General features: G+C 71.1%; 22 protein-coding genes. 12 read left to right on the top strand and 10 right to left on the bottom strand.

Annotated elements, in window-relative coordinates:
• Window positions 1-263 precede the first annotated feature (263 nt).
• The 7 genes from ACIHCL_RS08295 (at window position 264) to ACIHCL_RS08265 (ending at window position 5,651) form a co-directional block, all read left to right on the top strand.
• Entirely contained in the window at window positions 264-821 is a 558-nt protein-coding gene (locus ACIHCL_RS08295) for an RNA polymerase sigma factor (RefSeq protein WP_399858427.1), read from the top strand.
• The gene (locus ACIHCL_RS08290; RefSeq protein ID WP_399858424.1) at window positions 818-1,873 is read left to right on the top strand and encodes a hypothetical protein; all 1,056 of its coding nucleotides are present in this window, start codon (window positions 818-820) and stop codon (window positions 1,871-1,873) included. Before ACIHCL_RS08295 ends, ACIHCL_RS08290 begins: the two co-directional genes overlap by 4 nt.
• A gap of 128 nt (window positions 1,874-2,001) precedes the next feature.
• Complete coding sequence (locus ACIHCL_RS08285; RefSeq protein ID WP_399858421.1) at window positions 2,002-2,640, top strand: hypothetical protein; 639 nt, start codon at window positions 2,002-2,004, stop codon at window positions 2,638-2,640.
• Window positions 2,637-3,434, top strand: a complete 798-nt coding sequence (locus ACIHCL_RS08280; protein WP_399858418.1) for a hypothetical protein — start codon at window positions 2,637-2,639, stop codon at window positions 3,432-3,434. Before ACIHCL_RS08285 ends, ACIHCL_RS08280 begins: the two co-directional genes overlap by 4 nt.
• Entirely contained in the window at window positions 3,431-4,339 is a 909-nt protein-coding gene (locus ACIHCL_RS08275) for an ATP-binding cassette domain-containing protein (protein WP_399858416.1), read from the top strand. The genes ACIHCL_RS08280 and ACIHCL_RS08275 overlap by 4 nt, the downstream gene beginning before the upstream one ends.
• A gap of 7 nt (window positions 4,340-4,346) precedes the next feature.
• A complete protein-coding gene (locus tag ACIHCL_RS08270; RefSeq protein ID WP_399858413.1) occupies window positions 4,347-4,739 on the top strand; it encodes a DUF2511 domain-containing protein in 393 nt (130 codons plus the stop codon).
• Between the two features lie 108 nt (window positions 4,740-4,847).
• On the top strand, window positions 4,848-5,651 hold the full coding sequence (locus ACIHCL_RS08265) for a DNA-binding response regulator (RefSeq protein WP_399858410.1): 804 nt from the start codon (window positions 4,848-4,850) through the stop codon (window positions 5,649-5,651).
• A 249-nt stretch (window positions 5,652-5,900) separates the two neighbouring features.
• Here ACIHCL_RS08265 and ACIHCL_RS08260 read toward each other — a convergent pair whose 3' ends face one another.
• Window positions 5,901-6,647 carry an ABC transporter ATP-binding protein gene (locus tag ACIHCL_RS08260; protein WP_399858407.1) on the bottom strand — a complete coding sequence of 249 codons (747 nt, stop codon included), beginning with the start codon at window positions 6,645-6,647 and terminating at the stop codon, window positions 5,901-5,903.
• A 2-nt stretch (window positions 6,648-6,649) separates the two neighbouring features.
• Window positions 6,650-7,453: an ABC transporter permease gene (locus ACIHCL_RS08255; RefSeq protein ID WP_399858404.1), complete on the bottom strand. Its 804-nt coding sequence runs from the start codon at window positions 7,451-7,453 to the stop codon at window positions 6,650-6,652.
• Between the two features lie 265 nt (window positions 7,454-7,718).
• On the opposite strand from ACIHCL_RS08255, the gene ACIHCL_RS08250 reads away from it, so the two are divergent.
• The 3 genes from ACIHCL_RS08250 to ACIHCL_RS08240 all read left to right on the top strand — a co-directional run bounded on the left by ACIHCL_RS08250 (window position 7,719) and on the right by ACIHCL_RS08240 (window position 10,104).
• On the top strand, window positions 7,719-8,030 hold the full coding sequence (locus ACIHCL_RS08250) for a hypothetical protein (RefSeq protein WP_399858402.1): 312 nt from the start codon (window positions 7,719-7,721) through the stop codon (window positions 8,028-8,030).
• Window positions 8,031-8,185: 155 nt separating this feature from the next.
• Complete coding sequence (locus ACIHCL_RS08245; RefSeq protein ID WP_399858399.1) at window positions 8,186-8,416, top strand: hypothetical protein; 231 nt, start codon at window positions 8,186-8,188, stop codon at window positions 8,414-8,416.
• 710 nt (window positions 8,417-9,126) lie between these two features.
• On the top strand, window positions 9,127-10,104 hold the full coding sequence (locus ACIHCL_RS08240; protein WP_399858965.1) for a terpene synthase family protein: 978 nt from the start codon (window positions 9,127-9,129) through the stop codon (window positions 10,102-10,104).
• 335 nt (window positions 10,105-10,439) lie between these two features.
• Here ACIHCL_RS08240 and ACIHCL_RS08235 read toward each other — a convergent pair whose 3' ends face one another.
• A complete protein-coding gene (locus tag ACIHCL_RS08235; protein ID WP_399858397.1) occupies window positions 10,440-10,640 on the bottom strand; it encodes a hypothetical protein in 201 nt (66 codons plus the stop codon).
• A gap of 113 nt (window positions 10,641-10,753) precedes the next feature.
• Between ACIHCL_RS08235 and ACIHCL_RS08230 the strand changes: the two genes are divergently transcribed.
• Both ACIHCL_RS08230 and ACIHCL_RS08225 read left to right on the top strand, forming a co-directional pair.
• Window positions 10,754-11,125, top strand: a complete 372-nt coding sequence (locus ACIHCL_RS08230; protein ID WP_399858394.1) for a hypothetical protein — start codon at window positions 10,754-10,756, stop codon at window positions 11,123-11,125.
• Window positions 11,126-11,131: 6 nt separating this feature from the next.
• Complete coding sequence (locus tag ACIHCL_RS08225) at window positions 11,132-12,622, top strand: carboxylesterase/lipase family protein (protein WP_399858392.1); 1,491 nt, start codon at window positions 11,132-11,134, stop codon at window positions 12,620-12,622.
• A 166-nt stretch (window positions 12,623-12,788) separates the two neighbouring features.
• On the opposite strand, the gene ACIHCL_RS08220 is transcribed toward ACIHCL_RS08225, so the two are convergent.
• From ACIHCL_RS08220 to ACIHCL_RS08190, 7 genes are all read right to left on the bottom strand, one after another.
• Window positions 12,789-13,421 (bottom strand): ADP-ribosyltransferase, encoded by a 633-nt coding sequence (locus ACIHCL_RS08220; RefSeq protein WP_399858962.1) that lies wholly within the window; start codon window positions 13,419-13,421, stop codon window positions 12,789-12,791.
• 441 nt (window positions 13,422-13,862) lie between these two features.
• A complete protein-coding gene (locus tag ACIHCL_RS08215) occupies window positions 13,863-15,053 on the bottom strand; it encodes a hypothetical protein (protein WP_399858390.1) in 1,191 nt (396 codons plus the stop codon).
• Window positions 15,053-15,859, bottom strand: a complete 807-nt coding sequence (locus ACIHCL_RS08210) for a polysaccharide deacetylase family protein (protein ID WP_399858387.1) — start codon at window positions 15,857-15,859, stop codon at window positions 15,053-15,055. Before ACIHCL_RS08210 ends, ACIHCL_RS08215 begins: the two co-directional genes overlap by 1 nt.
• 391 nt (window positions 15,860-16,250) lie before the next feature.
• Window positions 16,251-16,766 (bottom strand): ATP-binding protein, encoded by a 516-nt coding sequence (locus ACIHCL_RS08205; protein ID WP_399858959.1) that lies wholly within the window; start codon window positions 16,764-16,766, stop codon window positions 16,251-16,253.
• Between the two features lie 249 nt (window positions 16,767-17,015).
• The gene (locus tag ACIHCL_RS08200; RefSeq protein ID WP_399858385.1) at window positions 17,016-17,783 is read right to left on the bottom strand and encodes an enoyl-CoA hydratase/isomerase family protein; all 768 of its coding nucleotides are present in this window, start codon (window positions 17,781-17,783) and stop codon (window positions 17,016-17,018) included.
• Window positions 17,784-17,869: 86 nt separating this feature from the next.
• A complete protein-coding gene (locus ACIHCL_RS08195; RefSeq protein ID WP_399858382.1) occupies window positions 17,870-19,123 on the bottom strand; it encodes an Ig-like domain-containing protein in 1,254 nt (417 codons plus the stop codon).
• Window positions 19,124-19,403: 280 nt separating this feature from the next.
• Window positions 19,404-20,663: an Ig-like domain-containing protein gene (locus ACIHCL_RS08190; protein ID WP_399858381.1), complete on the bottom strand. Its 1,260-nt coding sequence runs from the start codon at window positions 20,661-20,663 to the stop codon at window positions 19,404-19,406.
• Window positions 20,664-20,757 lie beyond the last annotated feature (94 nt).

Genomic DNA, 20,757 nt, shown 5'->3' with positions numbered 1-20,757 from the left:
ACGATCCATGGTCGTCCGCGAGCGTTCAATAGGCCGTCTGCCGGTTGGCAGTCCTGGCAGTCCGGGCAGTCCCCGTAGGCAGCCCGCGCCGGTCGGGGCGTCGCCGTGCGGCCCCGCGCGTGCGTGGCCCCCGTCGGGCGGAATCCCGCCTATTACCACGGGGCCCGCGGCGCGAGAACCGGCCACCACTCGCCCGGCTGAAAAATCCCTGACCGCCCCGACGGACGGTGAACCGTTCGGCACTTTCTTGATACGTACGTGATGTGTGCTCGGACGAAGTTCTGCTATCCGCCGTCGCCCACGGCGACCAAACCGCCCTGCGAACGCTCTACGACAGGCATGCCGGCGCGATGCTCCGACTCATCCGCAGACTCACCTCGGACCAGGGTGTGTCCGAGGAGATCCTGCAGGAGACATGGCTGGCGGTCTGGCGCTCGGCAGCCGGTTTCCGGGGCGATTCCACCGTACGGGGCTGGCTGATGGGCGTGGCCAAACGACAGGCGCACAACCACCTCCGCAGGCCACGGCCTCGGTTGACGGATCTTTCGGAAGCACGGGACGTGGCCGACACCGCCCCGAGCGTCGAGGACCAGGTGGTGGTGCAATCCGAGCACACCGCGCTGCGGGCAGCGGTGCGTTCCCTGCCCGAGCATCTGCGCGAGGTCCTCGCGCTGGTGCTGTTCGAAGAGATGGCCTACCCGGAGGTCGCCACCGCGCTCGCCATCCCGGTCGGCACCGTCAAGAGCCGGATGTCCCACGCACGCAGGCGGCTGGGCAGCATGCTCGCCGCCACGCGGCTGGAAGGATCGGGACAGCTATGAGTGAACATCTCACGGACGACGTCCTGGCATGCGCGGCGCGTGCCTCGACCGTCGACGCGCACCACGACCGGCACCTGAGCGAATGCTCCGACTGCCGTGAGAACTTGGCAGTTTGGCAGAACATCACCGCCGCGGTCCGAGCCGAGGCGGAGGCCGGGAAGGCCACGCCGGTGCCTTCCTTCGACGACCTGCTGGGGGTCCTTCCGGCCGCTGCCCCGCCGGCCGGCGCGGACGTCCCTTTCTCTGCCGTCCCCACCGTCCCCCGCGCCGGACGGGCGCCCTCCGCTCTACGGAAACGCTTCGCCGGACGGAGAACCGGTACCGAGCCGGAGCCTGCCGCCTACAGTGCCGCGCCCGCCGACACCCCTGCGGCGATCGACGCCTCCGTGCCCGCGACCGGAGGGAGCGGCGGTCGCGCCTCCGGTTTCGCCCGGCCCTGGCGGACGGCCTGGCAACTGGCCCTCCACCAAATGGTCCTGATGCCCAGACTGTGGGCGCCGCTGAGCGCGATCGGCCTGGTCGCCGCGGCCCTGATCTCCTCGACGCAGGTGCAGGAACGCCTCGGAACGCGGCTGTTCGGGGCCGTGGTCGTGCTGTCCGTACTCCTCGGAGCGCTGATCGTGGCCTCGCCCCGACGGGACCCCAGACGCGAGCTGTTGTTCACGCTGCCGGTGTCGCCCACGGCGGTGTTCCTGGCGCGGCTCGCGACGGTCCTCTGCGTGGATCTGGCACTCGCCATGGTCTGCTCCGCACTGGTGCGGGGGCCCGGCTGGTGGGCGGTGGTGGCGAGCTGGCTCGGTGAGTCGCTGCTGGCGGCGTCCCTCGCCCTCGCGCTCTCCGTCCGCTTCTCACCACCGGTGGGCGCGGCGGCGGGAGGCACCCTGTGGTTCCTGGGCGTGGTCGGCGGGCCGCAGGGGCTGCTCCGCACCCCCCTCGACGCGGTGCTGGACGCGCTGCTGTCGACGACGCCGTGGACGCTCGTGTCGGCGGCGGCCCTGCTGGTGTGGGCCGCTCGGGCCATGCGGTCGTTCGGCGAGCGGGCGTCGTCGTAGCGCCGTCGTGCGGGCGCACGCCCGCACCCCGCGGCGCCGATTCCGGTTCCCGGCGTGAACCGTTCCATGCCGGACCGCTACGTACGGGGTGTATCGGGAGGCAAGGGAGCAACGGAAGGAACGGGACCATGACCGCTGCACCATGGCGGGCCCACGAAGCGCGTCGCTGCGGGCGGCAGGCGTTCGTGCTGCCCGCTCTGGCGGCGCTTGCCGCCTTCGTGACCGTAGCCACGGGCTCCGGCATCGGTGTGGTTCTCGGCCGGGCGCTGCTGAGCTGCGCGCTCCCCACCGCCACCGCCCTGGCGTGCGCGGCCGTGGTGGCCCGGGAGCCGATGCTGGAGCTCCATCTTTCCCTGCCCATCCCCTATCCGCGCACCGTCGCCCGCAGATTGGCCTGGCCCGCGTCCGTGACGGCGGCCGCCACCCTCGTCCTGGTAGGGCTGGTGGCCACCACCGGTCACCGCCCGGATCCTCTGACCACCCTGCTGGAGCTGTCCGGCCTGACCGTGTTCCTGAGCGGTGCAGCCGTCTGGGCGACGGTGCGGACGGGATCGGCGGCGCCGGCGAGCGGGCTGGTCATCGCCGCGGTCCTGGCCAAGTTGCTGCTGGTCGACCGAGTGCTGCCCGAAGGAGCGGCGCAAGGTGTGCCCGCCCTGGTGATCGGGGGCTATCTGTTCTCGCTGGCGCTGCGCGCGCTGCGCCCAGGCGCTCGCGCCGGGGCCCGGCTCGGTTACGGCGATGCCCACCTCGGCCCCCGGGAGGCATGATGACCGCTCTGCTGTGGACCCTCCGCTACGAGGCCCTGATGACGGCCCGCCGAAGAGTTGTCTGGGGCGCGGTACTGCCCCTGGCCCTGCTGAGCCTGCTGCTGGTGATCACCTCACCCGTCGTTGCCGGGCAGGGCGAACCCGCCGCCAGGGCCGGAGCGGCGGCGGTGGTCGTCAACACCTTCTGCACGCTCGGCGTGGGCATCGCGCTCGCCGACCGGTTGCGACGCGGGCTCGAAGCCCGCGGCATGGCCGAGTTGCTGAGCGCCACCCCCACCGGGTCGCTACCGCTCACCGCGGGGGTCCTGGGCGGGCCGCTGCTGACCGCCCTGGCGCCGGTCGCCGGCCTCTATCTGGTGTACGCCGCGGTGTTCTCGGGGGCCTCCGGCGCCCTCGCCCCGGTCACCTCCGCGTTGATCGCGCTGCTCACGGCGGTCGTACCGGCGGCGCTACTGGTCACCGCCTTCGCCGGTCTTCTGGGCGTTCTGCTGCCGGTGGCGGCAGCACGCGCCGCCACGGTCGTGGTGTGGCTGTGGGCCTGTCACTTCCCGCCCTCCTTCTCGCCGCTGCCCACACCGACGGGTACGGTCCTCTCCCCGCTCGGCGGCTATCCCCTGGCCGTCTGGGCGCACGCCCCCGAGGTGTGGGCCACCCGGCAGGGCACCGGGGCGCTGCGCCCTGCGGCCGACGACGCGGCGGCGCTGCTGAACGTCGGCCTCGTCCTCGCGCTGGCCGCGGCCTGCTATGTGCTGGGACTTCTCGCCGTCCGTACCAGACGACACGGAGCATCATGAACATCACCACGGAACGACTGACGAAGATCCACCCCGGTGGTCTGTGCGCGCTTGACTCCGTCGACCTCCATATCGAAAGCGGCACGGTCGGGCTGCTGGGCGCCAACGGAGCGGGGAAGACAACGCTGTTGCGCATCCTGACCGGTGTACTGCGCCCCACCTCCGGGCGCGTCCACGTCGCCGGCCACGATCTGTCGACCAGCGCCGGGCTCACCTCCATGAAGCGCACCCTGGGCTATCTGCCGCAGGAACTCTCTCTGTACCCGGATCTGACAGCTCGTGAGTTCCTCGACTACATCGGCGTGCTCAAGGGCGTCCACGACAGACGCCAACGGCGCCGCCAGGTCGACGAGCGGATCGCCGAGGTGGGCCTGGAAGATCGGGCCGACGAGCGGCTGGCCGGTTTCTCCGGCGGGATGAAGCGACGGGTCGGCATCGCGCAGGCGCTCATGGGTGCCCCTTCGGTACTGATCGTCGACGAGCCCACCACGGGACTCGACCCGCACGAGCGGATGCGATTCCGCACCCTGCTCGCGAGCCTCGGTCGCGGCCGCACGGTTCTGCTGTCCACCCACATCCTCGACGACGTCGCCCAGACCTGCCCGGAGGTGGCCGTGCTCGCCTCCGGCCGTCTCGTCTTCCACGACTCCACCGCCGCCCTGGTCAGTCAGGCCGCTGGCTGTACCTATGCGTGCAGTCCCGCCGGCCCCGCCGAGGGGCCACCGCCCAACGCCGAAGTGGTGAGCGCGGTGACCACCTCCACAGGAACCGAATACCGCGTCGTCACGACCACTCCGCCCGCCGGGGCCCGCCCCGTGGAACCGTCGTTGGAGGACGGATACGCCGCCCTTCTCGCCGCCGACGTCCGGACCCGCACCACCACCCGCATTCCAACCGTGAGGTAGCAGACACATGACCACGCATCGCCGTTGCACCGCCGTCTCGGCCCTGACCGGTGTCGCGCTCCTGGCTCTCACCGCCTGCGGCGGCAGCGGCCTCAGCGAACCGGCCACCACGGACCCGGTGCCGCTCCCCAGCCCCACCGCCACCAAGCAGGAGGTCAGCGAGAAGAACCTCGGCTACACCTGGCCATTGACCGTTGATCACGGAACCGCCGAGTGCCGCAAGGGCGATCAGGCTGTGATCACCGTCCCCGATGGCACGACGTACGCCCTCAACGACCGCGCACGAGACGCGGAATACGCCGACATCGCACCGGTGCGCCTGTCCGGGGACGGCGGCGACAAGGTGAGTCTCGGCCCGCTGCTCAGTAGGACACTGAAGCTCTGCAAGGTCGGCCGATGACCGAAGACAGGTGTTCGCGCACACGTCACGAGCGTGATCCGACACCGAGTGTCGCCCAGTGACCGCGAGACAACCATCACCGGGATCGACGCTACGGGGAACAGCGCCTTGCACCAAAGCAACCAACAGCACGAATCGACCGCCACCGAACTCCATGTCCTGGCCCATTCGGGACTCAAACCGTACTTCGATCCGCCGCACGCGCTGCTGGGCATACTCCGTTCCGGTCTGGGCCGGGTCGAGTTCATCAGCGCCACCGAGTTGAACGCGCCCTGCGGTGCGCTCGCTCTTCCGGTGCTGATGCCGGTCACCAGCGAGTTCCAGGCCGAGGAACTGCGCGCCGTCAGGGTGCGGCATCCGTTGTCCCTGCTCGTCGCCGTCACCAACGACCTCTCGGGGTATCGGACGTACTACGCGATCCGCTCCGGGGCGAATTTCGTACTCAATCTCGCCATCCCCGGTGAAAGCCAACGCGATCTGCTGTACGCGCAGCTCAGGGCCCATCGCCTGGCCGGTCCCGGCGGCCTCTACCCCTGTGTCGGTACCACCGGCACCGCTGACACCACAGCCACCGGTCCGGAGAACGTCCTGGCGGGCCGGGGTGGCCGTCGCCACTGCCGGCTCTATGACGCGGAGCCACCGGCAGGGGCGGAAGTCGACCGCAGGGGCGATATACCCGAGCAGCGTTCGCTTCCCGTCACGCCGCCCTATGACGCGGAGCTTTTGCGGCTGCTCTGTACGACCATCACGGTGGCCGAGATCGCGCGCCGTCATTACTACTGCTCCGAGCGATCCATGTATCGCCGTATCCGCAGGCTCTATGACGATCTCGGCGTTGGTAACCGCGCGGAGCTGATGTCGTTGGCCGCCGTGCTCAGCCCTCGTCGTCCGTTAGCGGCCCGGGCCTGCTGACGTCTTGCACCTGACAGATGCCATGGGCCTGTTGGCCGTGGGTGAACCTGTTGGTGGTGCGGCCCGTCCGACACGGCGGGCCTGCCCGGCAGCGGAAATCCGTCCCCCGACGGGCCGAGCTGTCTGGTGGCGGGGGCCCGGCCAGCCGTGGTGCCGGTGTGCCGACGGCCGGGGCGATGGGGGCGGCGCGCGAGCGGGCGGTGTGCACGGGCTGGGGCGGCCCCCAGGCGGACAGGGGCCGCTTCCGGGTCAGCGGATGGCTGCATCGGCCGATTCGAGGAGTTGGAGGAACCCGGCCTCCACGTCCCCGTCGACTGCGAGCCCTGCCAGGGGGCCTTCGTACTGGGTGCGGCCGGATGCCAGTACATGCACTCTGTCGCAGACCTGGGCCACTTCCGCGAGTTGGTGGCTGGCGATGAGTACCGCCACTCCTTCGTCGGCCAGTGAGCGGATGATTCCGCGCATTTCGCGGATGCCGACGGGGTCGAGGCCGTTGGTGGGTTCGTCGAGAACGATCAGCCTCGGCCTGGCGAGCAGGGCGACGGCGATGCCCAACCGCCAGCGCATGCCGAGGGAGTACGCGCCGACCTTTCGACGCCGTGCGTCGGTCATCTTGACCAGGTGCAGCGCGGGATCGATCCACTCGGGTGGTACTCCGCGCAGCTTGGCGTGCAGTCTCAACGTCTCGTCGGCTGTGAGGTTCGGCCACAGGCCGGGGACCTCGATGAGGGCCCCGACTTCGGCCAGCGCATCCCGGCCGACCGGCCTGCCGAAGATCTCGATGCTGCCCGATGTGGGGCGTTGCAGGCCGAGCAGCGCCTTCATGAGAGTGGTCTTGCCGGCGCCGTTCGGCCCCAGCAGGCCGTAGACCTCGCCGGCCTCGACCGTGAGGTCCACGCCGTCCAACGCGCGGTGGGGGCCATAGTGCTTGTGCAGGTTTCGGATCGTGAGTGCCGGTGTCGTCGGTGCTTGCGGCCTGGCGGGGGTCGCGGTCATGGTCAGATCTCCTTGCGGCGCATGTGCATACTGCCGACGACCAGCAGGACCGCGGTCAGCGCGGCGGCGAGGCCCACGGCGAGCGGGATGGCAGACATTTCCGTCACTGGGCTGTCTTTGGGGAGCGGGACCCCGTTGGGACCGATCCCGGCGAGCGGCAGGACCACTCTCATCGGCCAGGCGAACGGGACGGCGTACCAGAAGACCTTGTCCGAGACGAGGGCCCCGCACAGCAGGCCCGCGACTCCCACCCCGATGCTGGGTCCCATGCCCCACACCACCGCGACCACCACCGCCAGCGCCGTCATGGACAGGCCCACCAGCCAGGGGAGGTAGACCGCGGCGGCCACCGTCCCCATCGCTCCGGGGAAGCGGCCACTGACCACCGCCCCGAGGGAGAGCATCACCAGAAGCACGGTTGAGGAGATGAACCCCAGAACGCCCAGGGCGGCGACCTTGCCGATGAAGTAGCGCCCTCGCGGCACGCCGTACGAGAGCAGCAACCGCCAGGCGTCCTGGTCGGCCCGGACCGTGAGCGCCGCGGCCAGCCCCGCGGTCATCGGCACCAGCACGCCCCAGAACTCCAGGGTCACGTTCCGGAACACCTCGAAGGTCTGGCCCGCCTTCGCCTCGGAGGAGCCGAGGGCTCCGAGAAAGAGCGGGACCGTGATGATGACGGGGGCGAGGAGGTGGTACCAGGGAACGAACCCTCTTTTGTTGCGGGCGAGTTCCGTGCTCACCACCGTCGCCAGTGAGGGGTTGTCGCGGCGCCCCGCGAGGGGTGGGGCCGCCATGTCGTACGCCATGTGTGCTCCTACCTGGCCACTGTCGGTTGCCTCAGGTACGTAGCGCCGGCCCGCGTCGAGGTTCACGGCCGGGGTCGCGTCGACCCATTCGGCAGACTGCCGGACAGGTGGCGGACGGCTGCCGAACGACTGCCGATCGGGTGACCGACGACGGCATTCCCCCGCGCCCGAATGGGAGTGTCGTGAACGCCGCCGGGCCGTGCGAGCACCGGCCGAGGAGCCCGTTCGCCCGGCGCGGTCACACCACCGTCAGGGAGGAGCACTCATGAAGACAGTCCGCCGCGCGCTCGCCGTCGGAGCCATCGCCCTCACGTTCGCCGGGCTCGCGATCTCCGCCGCCTCCGCCGTCCCGGGCACCGCCCGGACCGCGGTCGCGCGCGACGTCTCCGTCATGAAGACCTGGCACGCCACGGTGCAGTGCCAGATCGTCCGTATCAGTGACAACAACGCCGTCCGCTACGACAGGGCCGACGGCACGGGCAACACGGAGCAGGCGGCCGTCAACGACGCGGCGCGCAACATCCGCGTCCCGGCGGGGCACTACAAGCGCCACTGCGACGCCAAGCGCACCTGGTAGCCTCGGGCGAGGGGGCGGAGGACTTCGCCCCCTTTGCCGTTGTTTTCACCTATTTTTCACCCCCGCTTTCTTTCATTCCCCGACACCTTTCCCCTCGCCTCCCCATCCTTTCTCTTCTCCCCTGCCCCCATCTCCGCCGATCCGGGACGTGAGCGATGTCAGAGAACCCGAGTGTCTGGGAAGTGCGGCTGGGTGTCTATGCCACTCCGCGGCAAGCCGAAGAGATCAAGGAGCGCATCGCCGGGATGCTCTGCCCCGATCCCGACCACGCCCCGCCGTGCCCGATTCCGTGGTCGGTGTCCCTTCACCACGGGGAGGGGCTGGAGGACGGCTCGTACGCGGAACTGATCGAGCAGGCCGAGGCGGAGAAGCACCTCCGCCCGTAACCTGCTCGCGCCCCGCGCCATCCGTGCCCGACACCACCTCAGCCGGCGCCGACCCACCGGGGCCTGACCGCCCGCCGTACCCGACGCCGACCGGCTCCGGCAGCCGTCCGCACCTCGGGCCCGGTCTGCATCTCGGGCCCCGTCCGCACCTCGGGATCGGTCTGCGTCCAGCGTCCCGTCCACACCTCGGGATCGGTCTACAACTCGGCCCCGTCCGCACCTCGGGGCACTCTCGCCCCCGGAGAAGGCGGGCCGGGACGGCGTGAACTCGTCACTTCCGCAGGGTTCCGCGACTTCGGTGGGACTGCGGCGTTCTGCGCCTCAAGGCATCGCGAACCGCATCACCGGCATTCAGTCGCCGTCACTCAGCACATACTTTCGGTCACACACGGCTTCCATCTCTCTTCCTCAAGAGGTTGACTGGTGGATCACGTGTGGTGATGTCGCCGCCCTGTTCACGGGGCGTTTGCCATCGTGGGCCTGCGGGCCCGGTCCCCATGCCCCGAAACCGGCTGAGGAGAGTGAGCAGGCATGACTGTCTTATCGCGCACGGTGATCCTCTGGCCGAAACCAGGTGTCAAAGGGCGGCCCGCGCCTTCCTGCGTACCCGCGCCGACGTATGAATTCGATCAGCTCCCCATTCGTATCGTTCATCCGCATCGTCTCGACGAGGGGCACCAATGAGCCAGATCGCGCTGCCAGCGTTTCACATGCCGTTCGAGAGCACCGGTTGCAATCCCGGTATCGAGGAGACCAAGAAGGCCGCCTGGGAATGGGCCGAATCGCAAGGTCTCGTGCTCTCCCCGACCGCCCGGAACAAGATGATCCGGACCAGGCCGGAACTCTGGATCTCTCTCATATTCCCCGCCGCTTCACAACCGCATCTCGATCTCTTCTGCCAGTGGCTCTTCTGGGCCTTCCTCGTCGACGACGAATTCGACGACGGCCCCGCCGGCCGGGATCCCCGCATGTGCGAGGCGGCGATCGACCGGCTGGTGAGCGTGCTCGACGGCGCGCCGCCGCGCGGCGCCATGGAGCACGCGCTCCTCGGGTTGCGGGAGCGCACGTACCCCGGCCGCCCGGCGCACTGGATCCGGCAGTTCCGACGGGACACGGTCGCCTGGTTGTGGACCTATTACGCCGAGGCCGTGGAACGGACCGCCGGACAGGTGCCGACCAGGCAGGATTTCGTGAGGCACCGCCGGGATTCCGTAGCCATGCAGCCGTTCCTGGACCTCCATGAGATCACCGCGGGGATCGACCTTCCGGAATCGGCCCGCGCCCTGCCCGCGTACGCCGCACTCCGCCATGCCGTGACCGATCACTCCGGGCTCTGCAACGACATCTGCTCCTTCGAGAAGGAAGCCCGGCTCGGCTACGAGCACAATGCCGTGCGCCTCATTCAGCGCGAACGCGGATGCACCCTCCAGGAAGCCGTGGACGAGGCCGGGACGCAGCTCGCGGGGGTCGCCGAACAAGTCCTGCGCGCCGAGCGGGAACTGGTCGAGCAGATCACGGCGGCCGGGATCGAGGGTTCGGTCCGGGTGGCCTTGGAGCGGTGCGTGCGTGACTACCGCGGACTGGTCCGGGGTGACTTCGACTACCACGCCCGCGCGGAGCGCTACACCCGCCCGGACCTGGTGGAGGTCGACGACCGGAAGACCCTCTCCGGTTTCTTCGCCGCCTGACCGGTCGGGCGCGGGTCGGGTCGGGTCGGGTCGGGTCGGACCATAGTGGCCCGACCCGGCTACCGCATCGGCCGGTACGGGTCACTCCGGTCGGCCGATCACCGTGATCAGCCCGGTCGCGTCGGCCGGTCGCGGCAGCCGAGCCCGGTCACGTCGGTACGGCCGGTGCGGCGAGCCGGTCCGGTCGGGCACAGCGCCAGAGCCGTTCCCGCTCCCCTACCGGGCCCTGCCCCGGTGCCCGGGTCGACCGTACCCGCCGTCCCGGCCATCCCCCGCGTCCCGACCGGCGCGACCGGTCCGGGACGCCCGCAGCTGTTCGGCCGTCACCTGCCACATCACCCGGCCCCGCGCCGGTACGCCCGGAGCACGGTGTCCAGCGGCACGTTCTGTTCCGCGCGCTGCCGCCCCCTCTCCCGGGCCGCCTGTTCGAAATCGCCCCCGCTGGGCGGCAGTCCGCCGAAGCCCTCCAGCGCCCGCAGCAGGTTGTCGCGGCAGATCTCCCACAGGTCGTCGTGGTTGACGGGGGCCGGAGGCATAGGTGTCACTGTGCGCGTGGATGTCCGCGACCACGCGCCGGGTCAGCTCGTCGCTCTCCGGAACGCTCGCGACCACCGGCGCTGCTGGGCGCGGTCGATGCGATCGAACGGCTGTGCAGGGACTGGACGGTGTTGCCAAGCACCGGCGGCTCCCCGCGTTCCGGGAGTGCTGGGGCGGTGGTTCCCACTGCCACGGATGGTCGGCCACGCCCAGTCGTGATCTGCTGGTGTACACACTCGGCGTCAGCCCGGCCGAACCCGGGTACGCCCGGGTGCGGGTGGCTCTCCGGCTCGGCACGCTGTCCGGCGTGCGGGGCGAGGTGCCGCTCCCGCACGGCCCGGTGCGGGTCGGCGCGACCCCGGACCGGGTGCGCGTCACCTCACCGGTCCCGGCCGAGGTGCTGCACCCGGACGGCTCCCTCGCCCATCACCCGTCCGGTTCACCGGCCGTCGCGCTCGCCGGACCCGCGCCCCGGAAGGACTGAGGCCCCATGGCTTCCGTACCCCCGCCCCTGTCCGAGACGTCCCCCCTGGTCGGCACCGTCCAGGGGACGGTGCGCGGCTCGCGGGAACGGGGCGTCGCCGTCTTCCGGGGCATCCCGTACGCGGCGGCGCCGGTCGGTGCCCGGCGCTTCGGGGCGCCCGAACCGCCGGAGCCCTGGGAGGGGGTGCGCGACGCGGTGGCCTTCGGGCCGACCGCGCCCAAGCGGCCGTACGCCCCGCCGCTGGACCGGTTGCTGCCCGATCCGGACGTGCCCGGGGACGACTGTCTGAACCTCAACGTGTGGACGCCGTCGCCGGAGGCGGCCGGGCTGCCCGTGCTCGTCTGGATCCACGGTGGTTCGCTGCTGCGCGGCTCCTCGGCCCTGCCGCTGTACGACGGGGCGGCGTTCGCCCGTGACGGGGTGGTGTTCGTCTCCGTCAACTACCGGCTGGGTATCGAGGGGTTCGGGGTGTTCCCGGACGCACCCGCCAACCGGGGGCTGCTCGACCAGATCGCGGCGCTGACCTGGGTAAGGGACAACATCGCGGCGTTCGGCGGCGACCCGGGCCTGGTCACGGTGTGCGGGGAGTCGGCGGGGGCCATCGCCATCGCCGCCCTGCTGGCCGCGCCGCGCGCGAAGGGGCTGTTCCGGCGTGCGGTGCTGCAGAGCGGGGCGCCGAACGCGCTGCCGCTGGACGCCGCCGCCCAGCGCACCACGGAGCTGATCGCCCGGCGGCTGGGCGTGGCGGCGACGGCCGGGGCGCTGGCCGCGGTGGACCGGGAACGGCTGTTGGACGCGCAGACCGAGGTGACCTCCGGCAGTTCGCCGCTGACCGGCGGGAACTCCTTCCAGATCGTGGTGGACGGCGATCTGCTGCCCCGCGGCCCGTTGGAGGCTCTGCTGGACGGCGCCTCCGCCGATGTCGATCTGCTGATGGGCGCGAACACCGAGGAGTACCGGCTCTGGTTCGTGCCGAGCGGGCTCACGGAGAAGCTGTCGAGCACCGGGCTCCGGCTGGCCCTGCTGAAGTTCCGGGTGCCGAGGGGCACGGAGCGCGCGTACCGCGCCAACCGTCCCGACGCCGCCCCGGGAGAACTGCTCGGGGCACTCGCCACCGATCTGCTGCTGCGCGTCCCGTTGAACCGGGTGGCGGATGCCCGTGTCGGTGCCCCGGGCGGCACCCGTCTCTACGAGTTCGGCTGGCCGTCCCCCGTGCTGGGGCTCGGTGCCTGCCACGCGCTGGAGATCGGTTTCGTCTTCGACAACCTGGACACGCCGGACGCGGTGGCCCTGGCCGGTCCGGACGCCCCGCAGGGACTGGCCGACGCGATGCACACGGCGTGGGTGCGGTTCGCCGCCACCGGCGATCCGGGCTGGCCGGCCTGGGACGCGTCCCGTCCGGTGATGAGCTTCGGCCCGGGGGCCCCGGCCTTGGTGCGCGCCCCGCGCGACGACGAACTGCGCGGCTGGGCCCCGTACCGGCGTGGGAGAAGGTGAGCGTCCGCCCCGCTCGCACTCCGGGGCGGACGCTTCTTCGCCGGGCGGACGCGATTGTCATGGAGCACTCGCGCCCCTCGCGGGTCGGCGTGGAAGGGCCCCCGGCCCGTGACTCGGTGTCACGGGCCGGGGGCCCTTCCGCCCGCCGTCATGGGGCGTCAGAGGCTCAGCTGCGCCACGGCCGGTAGTGCGGGTTGTCGACGCACCCGCTCATGATCTCGGTCTTGGTCGCCTGGTCGATCGGGCAGGCCCCGACGATGAACGTGCGGTCCACTCCGCCGGGGAAGGCGACCTCGACCTGGTCGGCGTACTTGTGGGTGTCACCGATCGTCTTGTTCACGTCGACGCCGCCGGGAGCGTCGACGTAGTAGTTGAACGCGGCCTTCCACCGCTTGTACAGGTCGTGGTCGTACGTGGTGGAGACGTACGGCGAGGGCTGGTTGACCAGGACGTACTCCTGCAGGTCGTACTGACCGTAGGTGATGTCCCGGGCCTGGAAGCCCTCTTCGAAGATGGTCTGCGGACCCCGGCCGTCCGCACGATAGAGCTGGCGGCAGTCGTTCCGCCAGGCGGGCCGCGGGGTGATCCGGCCGATGTCGACGGGGTCGGCGGCGGCGAAGAGGCGGTCATTGACGACCGGGCAGTCGCCGGGCTTGAGCACGGCCGCCGCGGGGGCCGCCGGAGCGGCGCGGACGGCGGGCGCGGCGGGAGCGGCCTCGGTGGCGGCGGCCGGGACGAGCGCCGCGGCGAGGGAGAGGAAGACAACCGCGGCCCGGCGCCGCAGAAGAGAAGTGATCATCATGCGGATCACTGTCCTGGCCGAGTGGTTCCCGTCCGTGCACCGTCATTCGATAGTGAGCGGGTCCGGACGTGGGTTGACGCTCGTTCACCCGGATGCCCGGCTGCCCGGCTGATCCCTGACATGCGGTCTGCCGCGGCCGTCCTGGTCCCCTGGTGAGGAGGCGTCGTCTCGACCGTGCGCCGTTCGGCGGTCATGCGAGCCCGTCCGTGGGCCCCCGTCGGCGGTGTCGGTGGAGTGGTGGGCGCATGGGGCGAACGCCCGGGGCTCGTCATGTCACGGGCGGCGACGGTCGGCAGGCCGTGTTCATGGGGTGCCACCGCCGTCACCGTGCGCGGTGTCGCATCCGATGCGGATCGGCGCGTTCGCCCGCGGCGCCACAGGGCCGGGGTCGCCCATGCCGCCCCGGCCGTCCGGCCGTCCGGACCGCCTCACGACCCGTCAGCGGAAGACGCCGGTGTGGCCGAGCGAGTAGCGCCCCGGTTGTGGGTAGACGGCGAGACCGTGCGGGCCGCTGCCCACCGGGATCCGGGCGAGCTGCTTGCCGCTCTCGGTGTCGATGGCGTAGACCTCGGAGTTGTAACGGCCGCTCAGCCACAGGACCTTGCCGTCGGCCGAGACCCCACCCATGTCCGGGCTGCCGCCGTTGGGCAACCGCCACTTCTTCGTCACCTTGCGCTGCCCGAAGCCGAAGACGGAGATGGTGCCCTCTCCCCGGTTGGAGATGTACATCTCCTTGGAGTCGCGGCTGATGTAGAGGCCGTGGGCGCCCTTGCCGGTGGGCAGCAGTTTCGGGGTGGTGAAGTTCTTTCCGTCCAGCATCCACACCCCGTTCGCGACCATGTCCGCGACGTAGAACGTGCCGCCGTCGGGCGAGAGCTTCACGTCCTGCGGCATCGCCCCGTGCAGCGGGAGCTTCTGCTGCCCGACGATCTTCATCCCGGCCGTGTCGACCTTGAGGAGTTCACCGGAGAACTCGCAGGAGACGATGAAGTACCGCCCGTCGGCGGAGTAGTCGGCGTGGTTGACCCCGGCGCAGCCGACCGGGACGGTCTTGACGATCTTCATGGTGTGGGCGTCGCGGAAGACCAGTTCGCGGTCCATCGAGGCCATGACCACGGCGTACTTGCCGTCGGGGGTGAAGTAGAGGTTGTACGGGTCGGAGACGGGCACCGTGGGGCCGACCTTGCCGGTGGCGGGGTCGATGGCCGTCAGGCTGTCGCCGAGGTCGTTGTTGACCCAGAGGGTCTTCATGTCCCAGGACGGGACGACGTGCTGCGGCTGACGGCCGACCTTGATGGTCCGGATGACCTTGTACGTCGCGGGGTCGATCACGGACACCGTGTTGGAGTTGGTGTTGGGGACGTACACCCGCGACGGGAAGTCCTTGACGACCGGGGAGAGCTTCCCCGGCCGGTCGGCGGCGTAGATGTCCTCGGGGTCGAGGACGGGCGGCATGCCCGGCAGCCCAGGCTCGGGCGGCGCCACGCGTCCGGCGGCGGTGGGCGGGGCGGCGGCCTCGCTGCCGACGGCCTCGGTGTTCCCTTTTTCTGCGGAGGAGCCGCAGCCGGTGAGGACGGCGAGGAGGACGCCCCCGAGCAGGGCGGCGGTGTGCTGGGTGAAGGGACGCATCAGGTCAGCAGCTCCGTGGTCGTCACCGCGCGCAGTCCGCGGCGGTCGATTTCGGTGAGGAGGAGGGGCAGGGCGGCGACCGTGTCCGCGTAGCCCAGATGCAGGCTCACCACCGATCCGTTACGGATCTCCCCGGCCACCTTGCGGGTGACGGCCGCGGCACCGGGGGAGGTGAAGTCGAGGGAGTCCACGTCGTAGGAGAGGACGTGCGGGTAGCCCGCCCGAGCGGCGAGCCGCTGGACGAGCGGGGTGGCGTACCGGGAGCGCGAGGGCCGGAACCAGGAACCGATGGAGCCGGTGAGCCGCCGCAGCAGTTGTGCGCAGCCGGTGATCTCCGCGTACGCCTCGGCCTCGCCGAGGGAGCAGATGTCGACGTGGCGCCGGGTGTGGTTGCCGAGGTCGTGGCCGCCGTCGAGGATGCGGCGGGCCAGGTCGGGGTGTGCGTCGAGCCAGCTGCCGACGGCGAGGACGGTGATCCGGGCGTGGGCCCGTTCGACCTCGGCGAGGACGGTCCGGGCGAGGGCGGGGTCGCCCTGGCCGTGGAAGGTGAGGGCGACGCGGGGGTGGTCGCGCGGACCGTGGTCGATCTGGGCCGGCTGCCCGGGGAAGCGGCGCGGTGCGGGCGCCGGGCGCGGAGCCGGAGGACGGGTGGTCGCGGTGGCGCGGACCCCGGCGGTGGTGGTCGCGGGCGACGCACCGGGAGCGTCGCGGTGCTCCGCGCAGCCGGTGACGAGGCCGACGAGTGCGGCCCCCGCTCCCGCGCGCAGGGCGCCGCGGCGGTGCACCGGTCGGTCGGAGGCGTTCATGCGCAGACACGATAGGGGCGGAGGAAGCAGACGGTAACGAAGCGGTCACATGGGCGGCGCGAATGAATCACTCAACGAATCTCATAAATATTCATGCTTTTCCAGGCAAGTGACCCATCACACCTGCGAACCTTTGAAGAAATGGCGGAATATACAGGGATAAGCCCTATTTGCATCTTTGGCGGTGAGGTCGCCCGTCTGCCATAGTCGGTGACACGACCCGCACCGACCCGAGCTCGGTCGTCACGAGCGGCCGTGAAGACACCCCCCATTTCACGGCCCCCACACAGCGGCCCCCGCAGCGCCCCACGACGGCAGCCGGGGGCCGCTGTGCGTTTACGGGGCGGCGCCCGGAGTCCAGGACACCGGCACGCCGGGCGCGCGGCGACGGTCAGCGGTCGGAGGTCCGCATCTCGAACCAGGTGGTCTTGCCCCGGGGCAGCAGATCCACCCCCCACCGGTCGGAGAGCTTGTCGACGAGGAAGAGCCCCCGCCCGCTGACGTCCATCTCGCGGACGGGCATCAGGCACGGCAGCCCGCGGGAGGGGTCGCGCACCTCGATCCTGATCCAGCCGCGACGGCGCAGCATCCGCAGCCCGAAGACCCGGGCACCGGTGTGCCGCACGGCGTTGCCGACGAGCTCCGAGACGAGGAGCACCGCATACTCGCCGATCTGCGGCGAGAGCCCCCACTGCCGGAGCACCACGCACGAGGTGAGCCGCCGCGCCTGGGCCGCGGACTCCGGACGGGAGGGCAGCCGCACCTCCTCCTCCGCCGGGTCACCGAACAACTCAAGCACCTTGTACGCCTGTTCATCCTCGCCGGTCATCGTCCGGCGCGCCGCCGTCGCGCCTGCGCGCGGTCGCGGCTGTTCCACACCTTCCAGGCCCGCCATGCACACCATCATGGCCGCACCGCGGGCGTCCGGGGGCCGTTCCGGAGGAATCACCACCCTGGAACACAACAATTCACGGTATTCGCATGACATATGCCCATGGCAAGGCACCGTTCGGAACCACCGCTCTGACCTGCGAGTACCACACTTCCGAGAGGTATCCCTGACATGCCGATGGCCGGACCCCGAGGGTTTCCCGGGTTCCGGCCCATCCGCCCGCACGGATGAACCGGAGTCCAGCCGCAGTGAACTGACAGCCCGTCAGAGGAAGGTGGCCTTGCCCGGTCCGTCCTCCACGAAGCTGCGCATACCCCGCTCCCGGTCCTCGGTGGCGAAGAGCCCGGCGAACCAGTTGCGCTCGATGGTGAGCCCGGTGTCGATGTCCGTCTCCAGACCCGCGTCGACGGACTCCTTGGCCGCGCGCAGCGCGAGCGCCGGGCCCTTGGCGAGCGCGGCGGCCCAGGCGTGGGCCTGTTCGTACACCTCGGCGGCGGGCACCACACGGTCGACCAGACCGATCGACAGCGCCTCCTCCGCCCTGACGTGACGCCCGGTGAAGATCAGGTCCTTGGCCCGGGAGGGGCCGATCAGCCGGGCGAGCCGCTGAGTGCCCCCGGCACCGGGGATCAGCCCGAGCAGGATCTCGGGCTGGCCGAGCTTCGCGTTGTCGGCGGCGATCCGGAAGTCGGCGCAGAGCGCCAGTTCGCAGCCGCCGCCCAGCGCGTAGCCGGTGAGGGCGGCGACGACCGGCTTGGGGATGCGGGCCACCGCCGTGAAGGCGTCCTGGAGCGCCTTGGAGCGGAGAACCATCGCCGCGTGGTCCATCGCCCGCATCTCCTTGATGTCCGCGCCCGCCGCGAACACCTTCTCGCCGCCGTAGAGGACCACGGCCCGCACGTCGTCGCGCCGGGTCGCCTCCTCGGCGAGTTCGCGCAGCCGGTCCTGGGTGGCCATGTCCAGGGCGTTCATGGGCGGTCGGTCCAGCCGGATGGTGCCGACGCCGTCGCTTGCTTCGAGGGTTACGGTCATGGGAGGAGGTTAACCGTCGCTAACGGCGGCGGGCCCGGTGCTCTCGGTCACAGCTCCGGGCCCGCCCGTCCTCCGCGCTCGGGGAACTACTTCGTCCACTCGGACCAGGGCATGTTCCAGACGTTGAGGCCGTTGTCCGGCTGGATCGTCTTGTCCTGGGAGTTCTTCACGATCACCAGGTCGCCGATGAGCGAGTTGTCGAAGAACCAGGCCGCGGGGGTCTCCTTGTTCCAGCCGCCGCGCACGTCCTGCAGGCCGACGCAGCCGTGGCTGGTGTTGGTGGTGCCGAAGATGCCGGGGCCACCCCAGTAGTTGCCGTGGATGAAGGTGCCGGAGGTGGAGAGGCGCATGGCGTGCGGCACGTCCTTGATGTCGTACTCGCCACCGAAACCGACGGTGTCGCCGTTCATCCGGGTCACCTTGAGCTTCTCGCTGATGACCATCTGACCGTTGTACGTGGTGGTCGCCGGGGCGCCCGCCGAGATCGGGATCTCCTTGATCTGCCGGCCGTCGCGGACGACCGTCATCCGGTGCGTGCTCGCGTCGACGGTGCTGACCTGGCTCCGTCCGATGGTGAAGGAGATCGTCTTGGCCTGCTTGCCGTAGACGCCCGGGCGGCCCTCGACGCCGTCGAGGTCGAGTTTCACGGTCACCTTGGTGCCGGCCGCCCAGTACTTCTCGGGGCGGAAGTCGAGGCGGTCGTTGCCGAACCAGTGGCCCTCGATCGGCACGGACGGCTCGGCCGTCACCTCGATGGCCTTCTCGACCGCCTCCGGGGCGGTGATGCCCCGGGTGAAGTGGATCGAGACCGGCATCCCGACGCCGACCGTGGAGCCGTCCTCCGGGGTGTACTGCCCGATGAAGGTGTTCTGCGGGACCAGCGTGGTGAAGCTGGTGTCCTTCGCCGATTCACGGCCCTTGGCGTCCTCGGCCACGGCGTGGACCCGGTACTTGGTCGCGGCGGCCAGGTGCCGGTCGGGCGTCCAGCTCGTGCCGTCGGCGGCGATCTTCCCCTGGACCTCGGCACCCTTGGGGTCGGAGACCTTGACCGTGGTCAGCTTCCCCCGCGCGGCGGAGATCTTCAGCGCCCCGCTCGTGGCGACGGCCTCCGCCCCGTCCTTCGGCGCGACGTTCACCACGGCCTGCGACGCGGTGGTGTCCTCGACCTTCGTGCCGCCCTTGTCGTCCCGGCCCGCGTCCCCGGCCTCGCCTCCGCCTCCGCAGGCCGTCACCAGCATCAGCAGCGCGCCCACGGCCAGCGCCAGCGGCCCCGTGGCTCCGCGCCCTCGCCGCCTACCGCCCGCCCCGGCGGATCCCCCCGATATCGGCTGCCCGTTCAATGTGCTCGTCTCCCCTCGCACGGCCCGGCCCCGCCAGAGCCCCGGGGGTCCGGGCCCCCGCCCCCCACGCGCTGCACACGCGCTCAGCGAAAGATAATCACACCGGTCGTGGCGGATAGACCCCTCGGATGTCACCGTTCAGTCCCAAATCGTCCACGCGAACGTGTCCTGAAGGTCAGGCGTGCGCCGGGGTCGGCCGGAGCATGCCAGGGGCGGTGGATGCGAGCCCGGGGGACGTCGGAAGGCGCACGCCGGGCGGGCGGTCGGCGCACGCCGGGGCTCAGCGGAGAGCGGAACCGGCCTTCCACTTCGTCCAGCCCAGGTTCCAGCCGCCGAGCCCGTCGTGGGGAGCGACCCGACCGCCCCGGGAGTTGACGACCTCGATCACGTCTCCGACGAGGGTCCGGTCGAAGAACCAGCCGGCCGGGGTGTCGCTCCCGCCGCCCCGCGCGTCGCGGAGTCCGACGCAGCGCCGGCCGACGTTCGCCGCGCCGAAGACCCCCTCGCCCGACCAGTGGTCGCCGTGCAGGAGGACGCCGGAGCCGGTGAGACGCAGGGCGTGCGGGATCCCCCCGCCGTCGCGCTCGCGCCCGCAGTCGACCGCACGGCCGTCCGCGCGGATCGCCTCGTGCATCTCGCCGACCACCATCCGGCCGTTGTACGTGTCCGAGCCCGGACGACCCGCCGTGATCGGGACGGTGGCCACGAGTTGGCCGTCGCGGTGGACCTTCATCGTGTGCGCGGCCACGTCGACCAGGGAGGTCTGGGAGCGGCCCACCCTGAAGGCGACCGTCCCGTCCTGGCTCCCGTACACGCCGGGTGCCCCCTCGATGTCCCGCATCCGCGTCCTGACGGTGACCTCGGTGCCCGGTGCCCAGTACGCGGCGGGGCGGAAGTCGAGTCGGCCGGCTCCGAACCAGTGCCCCACCACCTCGACGGCCGGCACCGAGGTCACTTCGACGGCCCGTTCCACGGCGGCCCTGTTGACGACCGGTCGGCTGAACGTGACGGAGACGATCATTCCGGTGCCCACCGTGGACCGGTTCTCGGGTGTGACGCGGCCGGTGAAGCGGTGTTCGGGGACGGCCGTGGTGAAGGTGGTGCGCCGGACGACCCTGTGTCCTTCGCCGTCCACGGCGACCGCGTCGACGCGGTACCTGGCCGCGAGCCCGAGCCGCCCCGTCGCCCCCGCCCCCGACGACGTCCAGGAACGCCCGTCGCGGGCGATCCGGCCCGGAACCCGCCGCTCCTGCGCGTCCTCGATCCGGGTGACCCCGACGCTCTCCAGCCGCCCCTCCGGAACCCTCACCTCCACCCGGTCGTCCGGACCGACGCCCCGTGCCCCGTCGCGGGGGGTGACCAGGATCGCCTCCCGCGGGGAGCGGCCCTTGTCCCCGAAGGCCGACGAGGCTCCGGTGCACGCGCTCAGCACGGCGGCCAGTGCGCCCAGTACGGCCAGCACCCCCAGTACGGCGAGCGGACTCGTCCCTGACGGCGCGATGGCCACGCGGACCACCGCCCTCTTCGCTCCGTGGTTCACGTCCCCCCAACGACGGAGGTCGGCCGGGGGCAACGTGGGACGGGGCCGCGGGAGCGAGAACCCCGCAGGCCGCCCCCTCGTCGACGGTGAAGCT

It is taken from the genome of Streptomyces sp. NPDC052042, from assembly GCF_044548345.1.
Lineage (GTDB): Bacteria > Actinomycetota > Actinomycetes > Streptomycetales > Streptomycetaceae > Streptomyces.
Note: the sequence above shows the minus strand (reverse complement) of the source record. Positions and strands in the feature narration are given on the sequence as shown.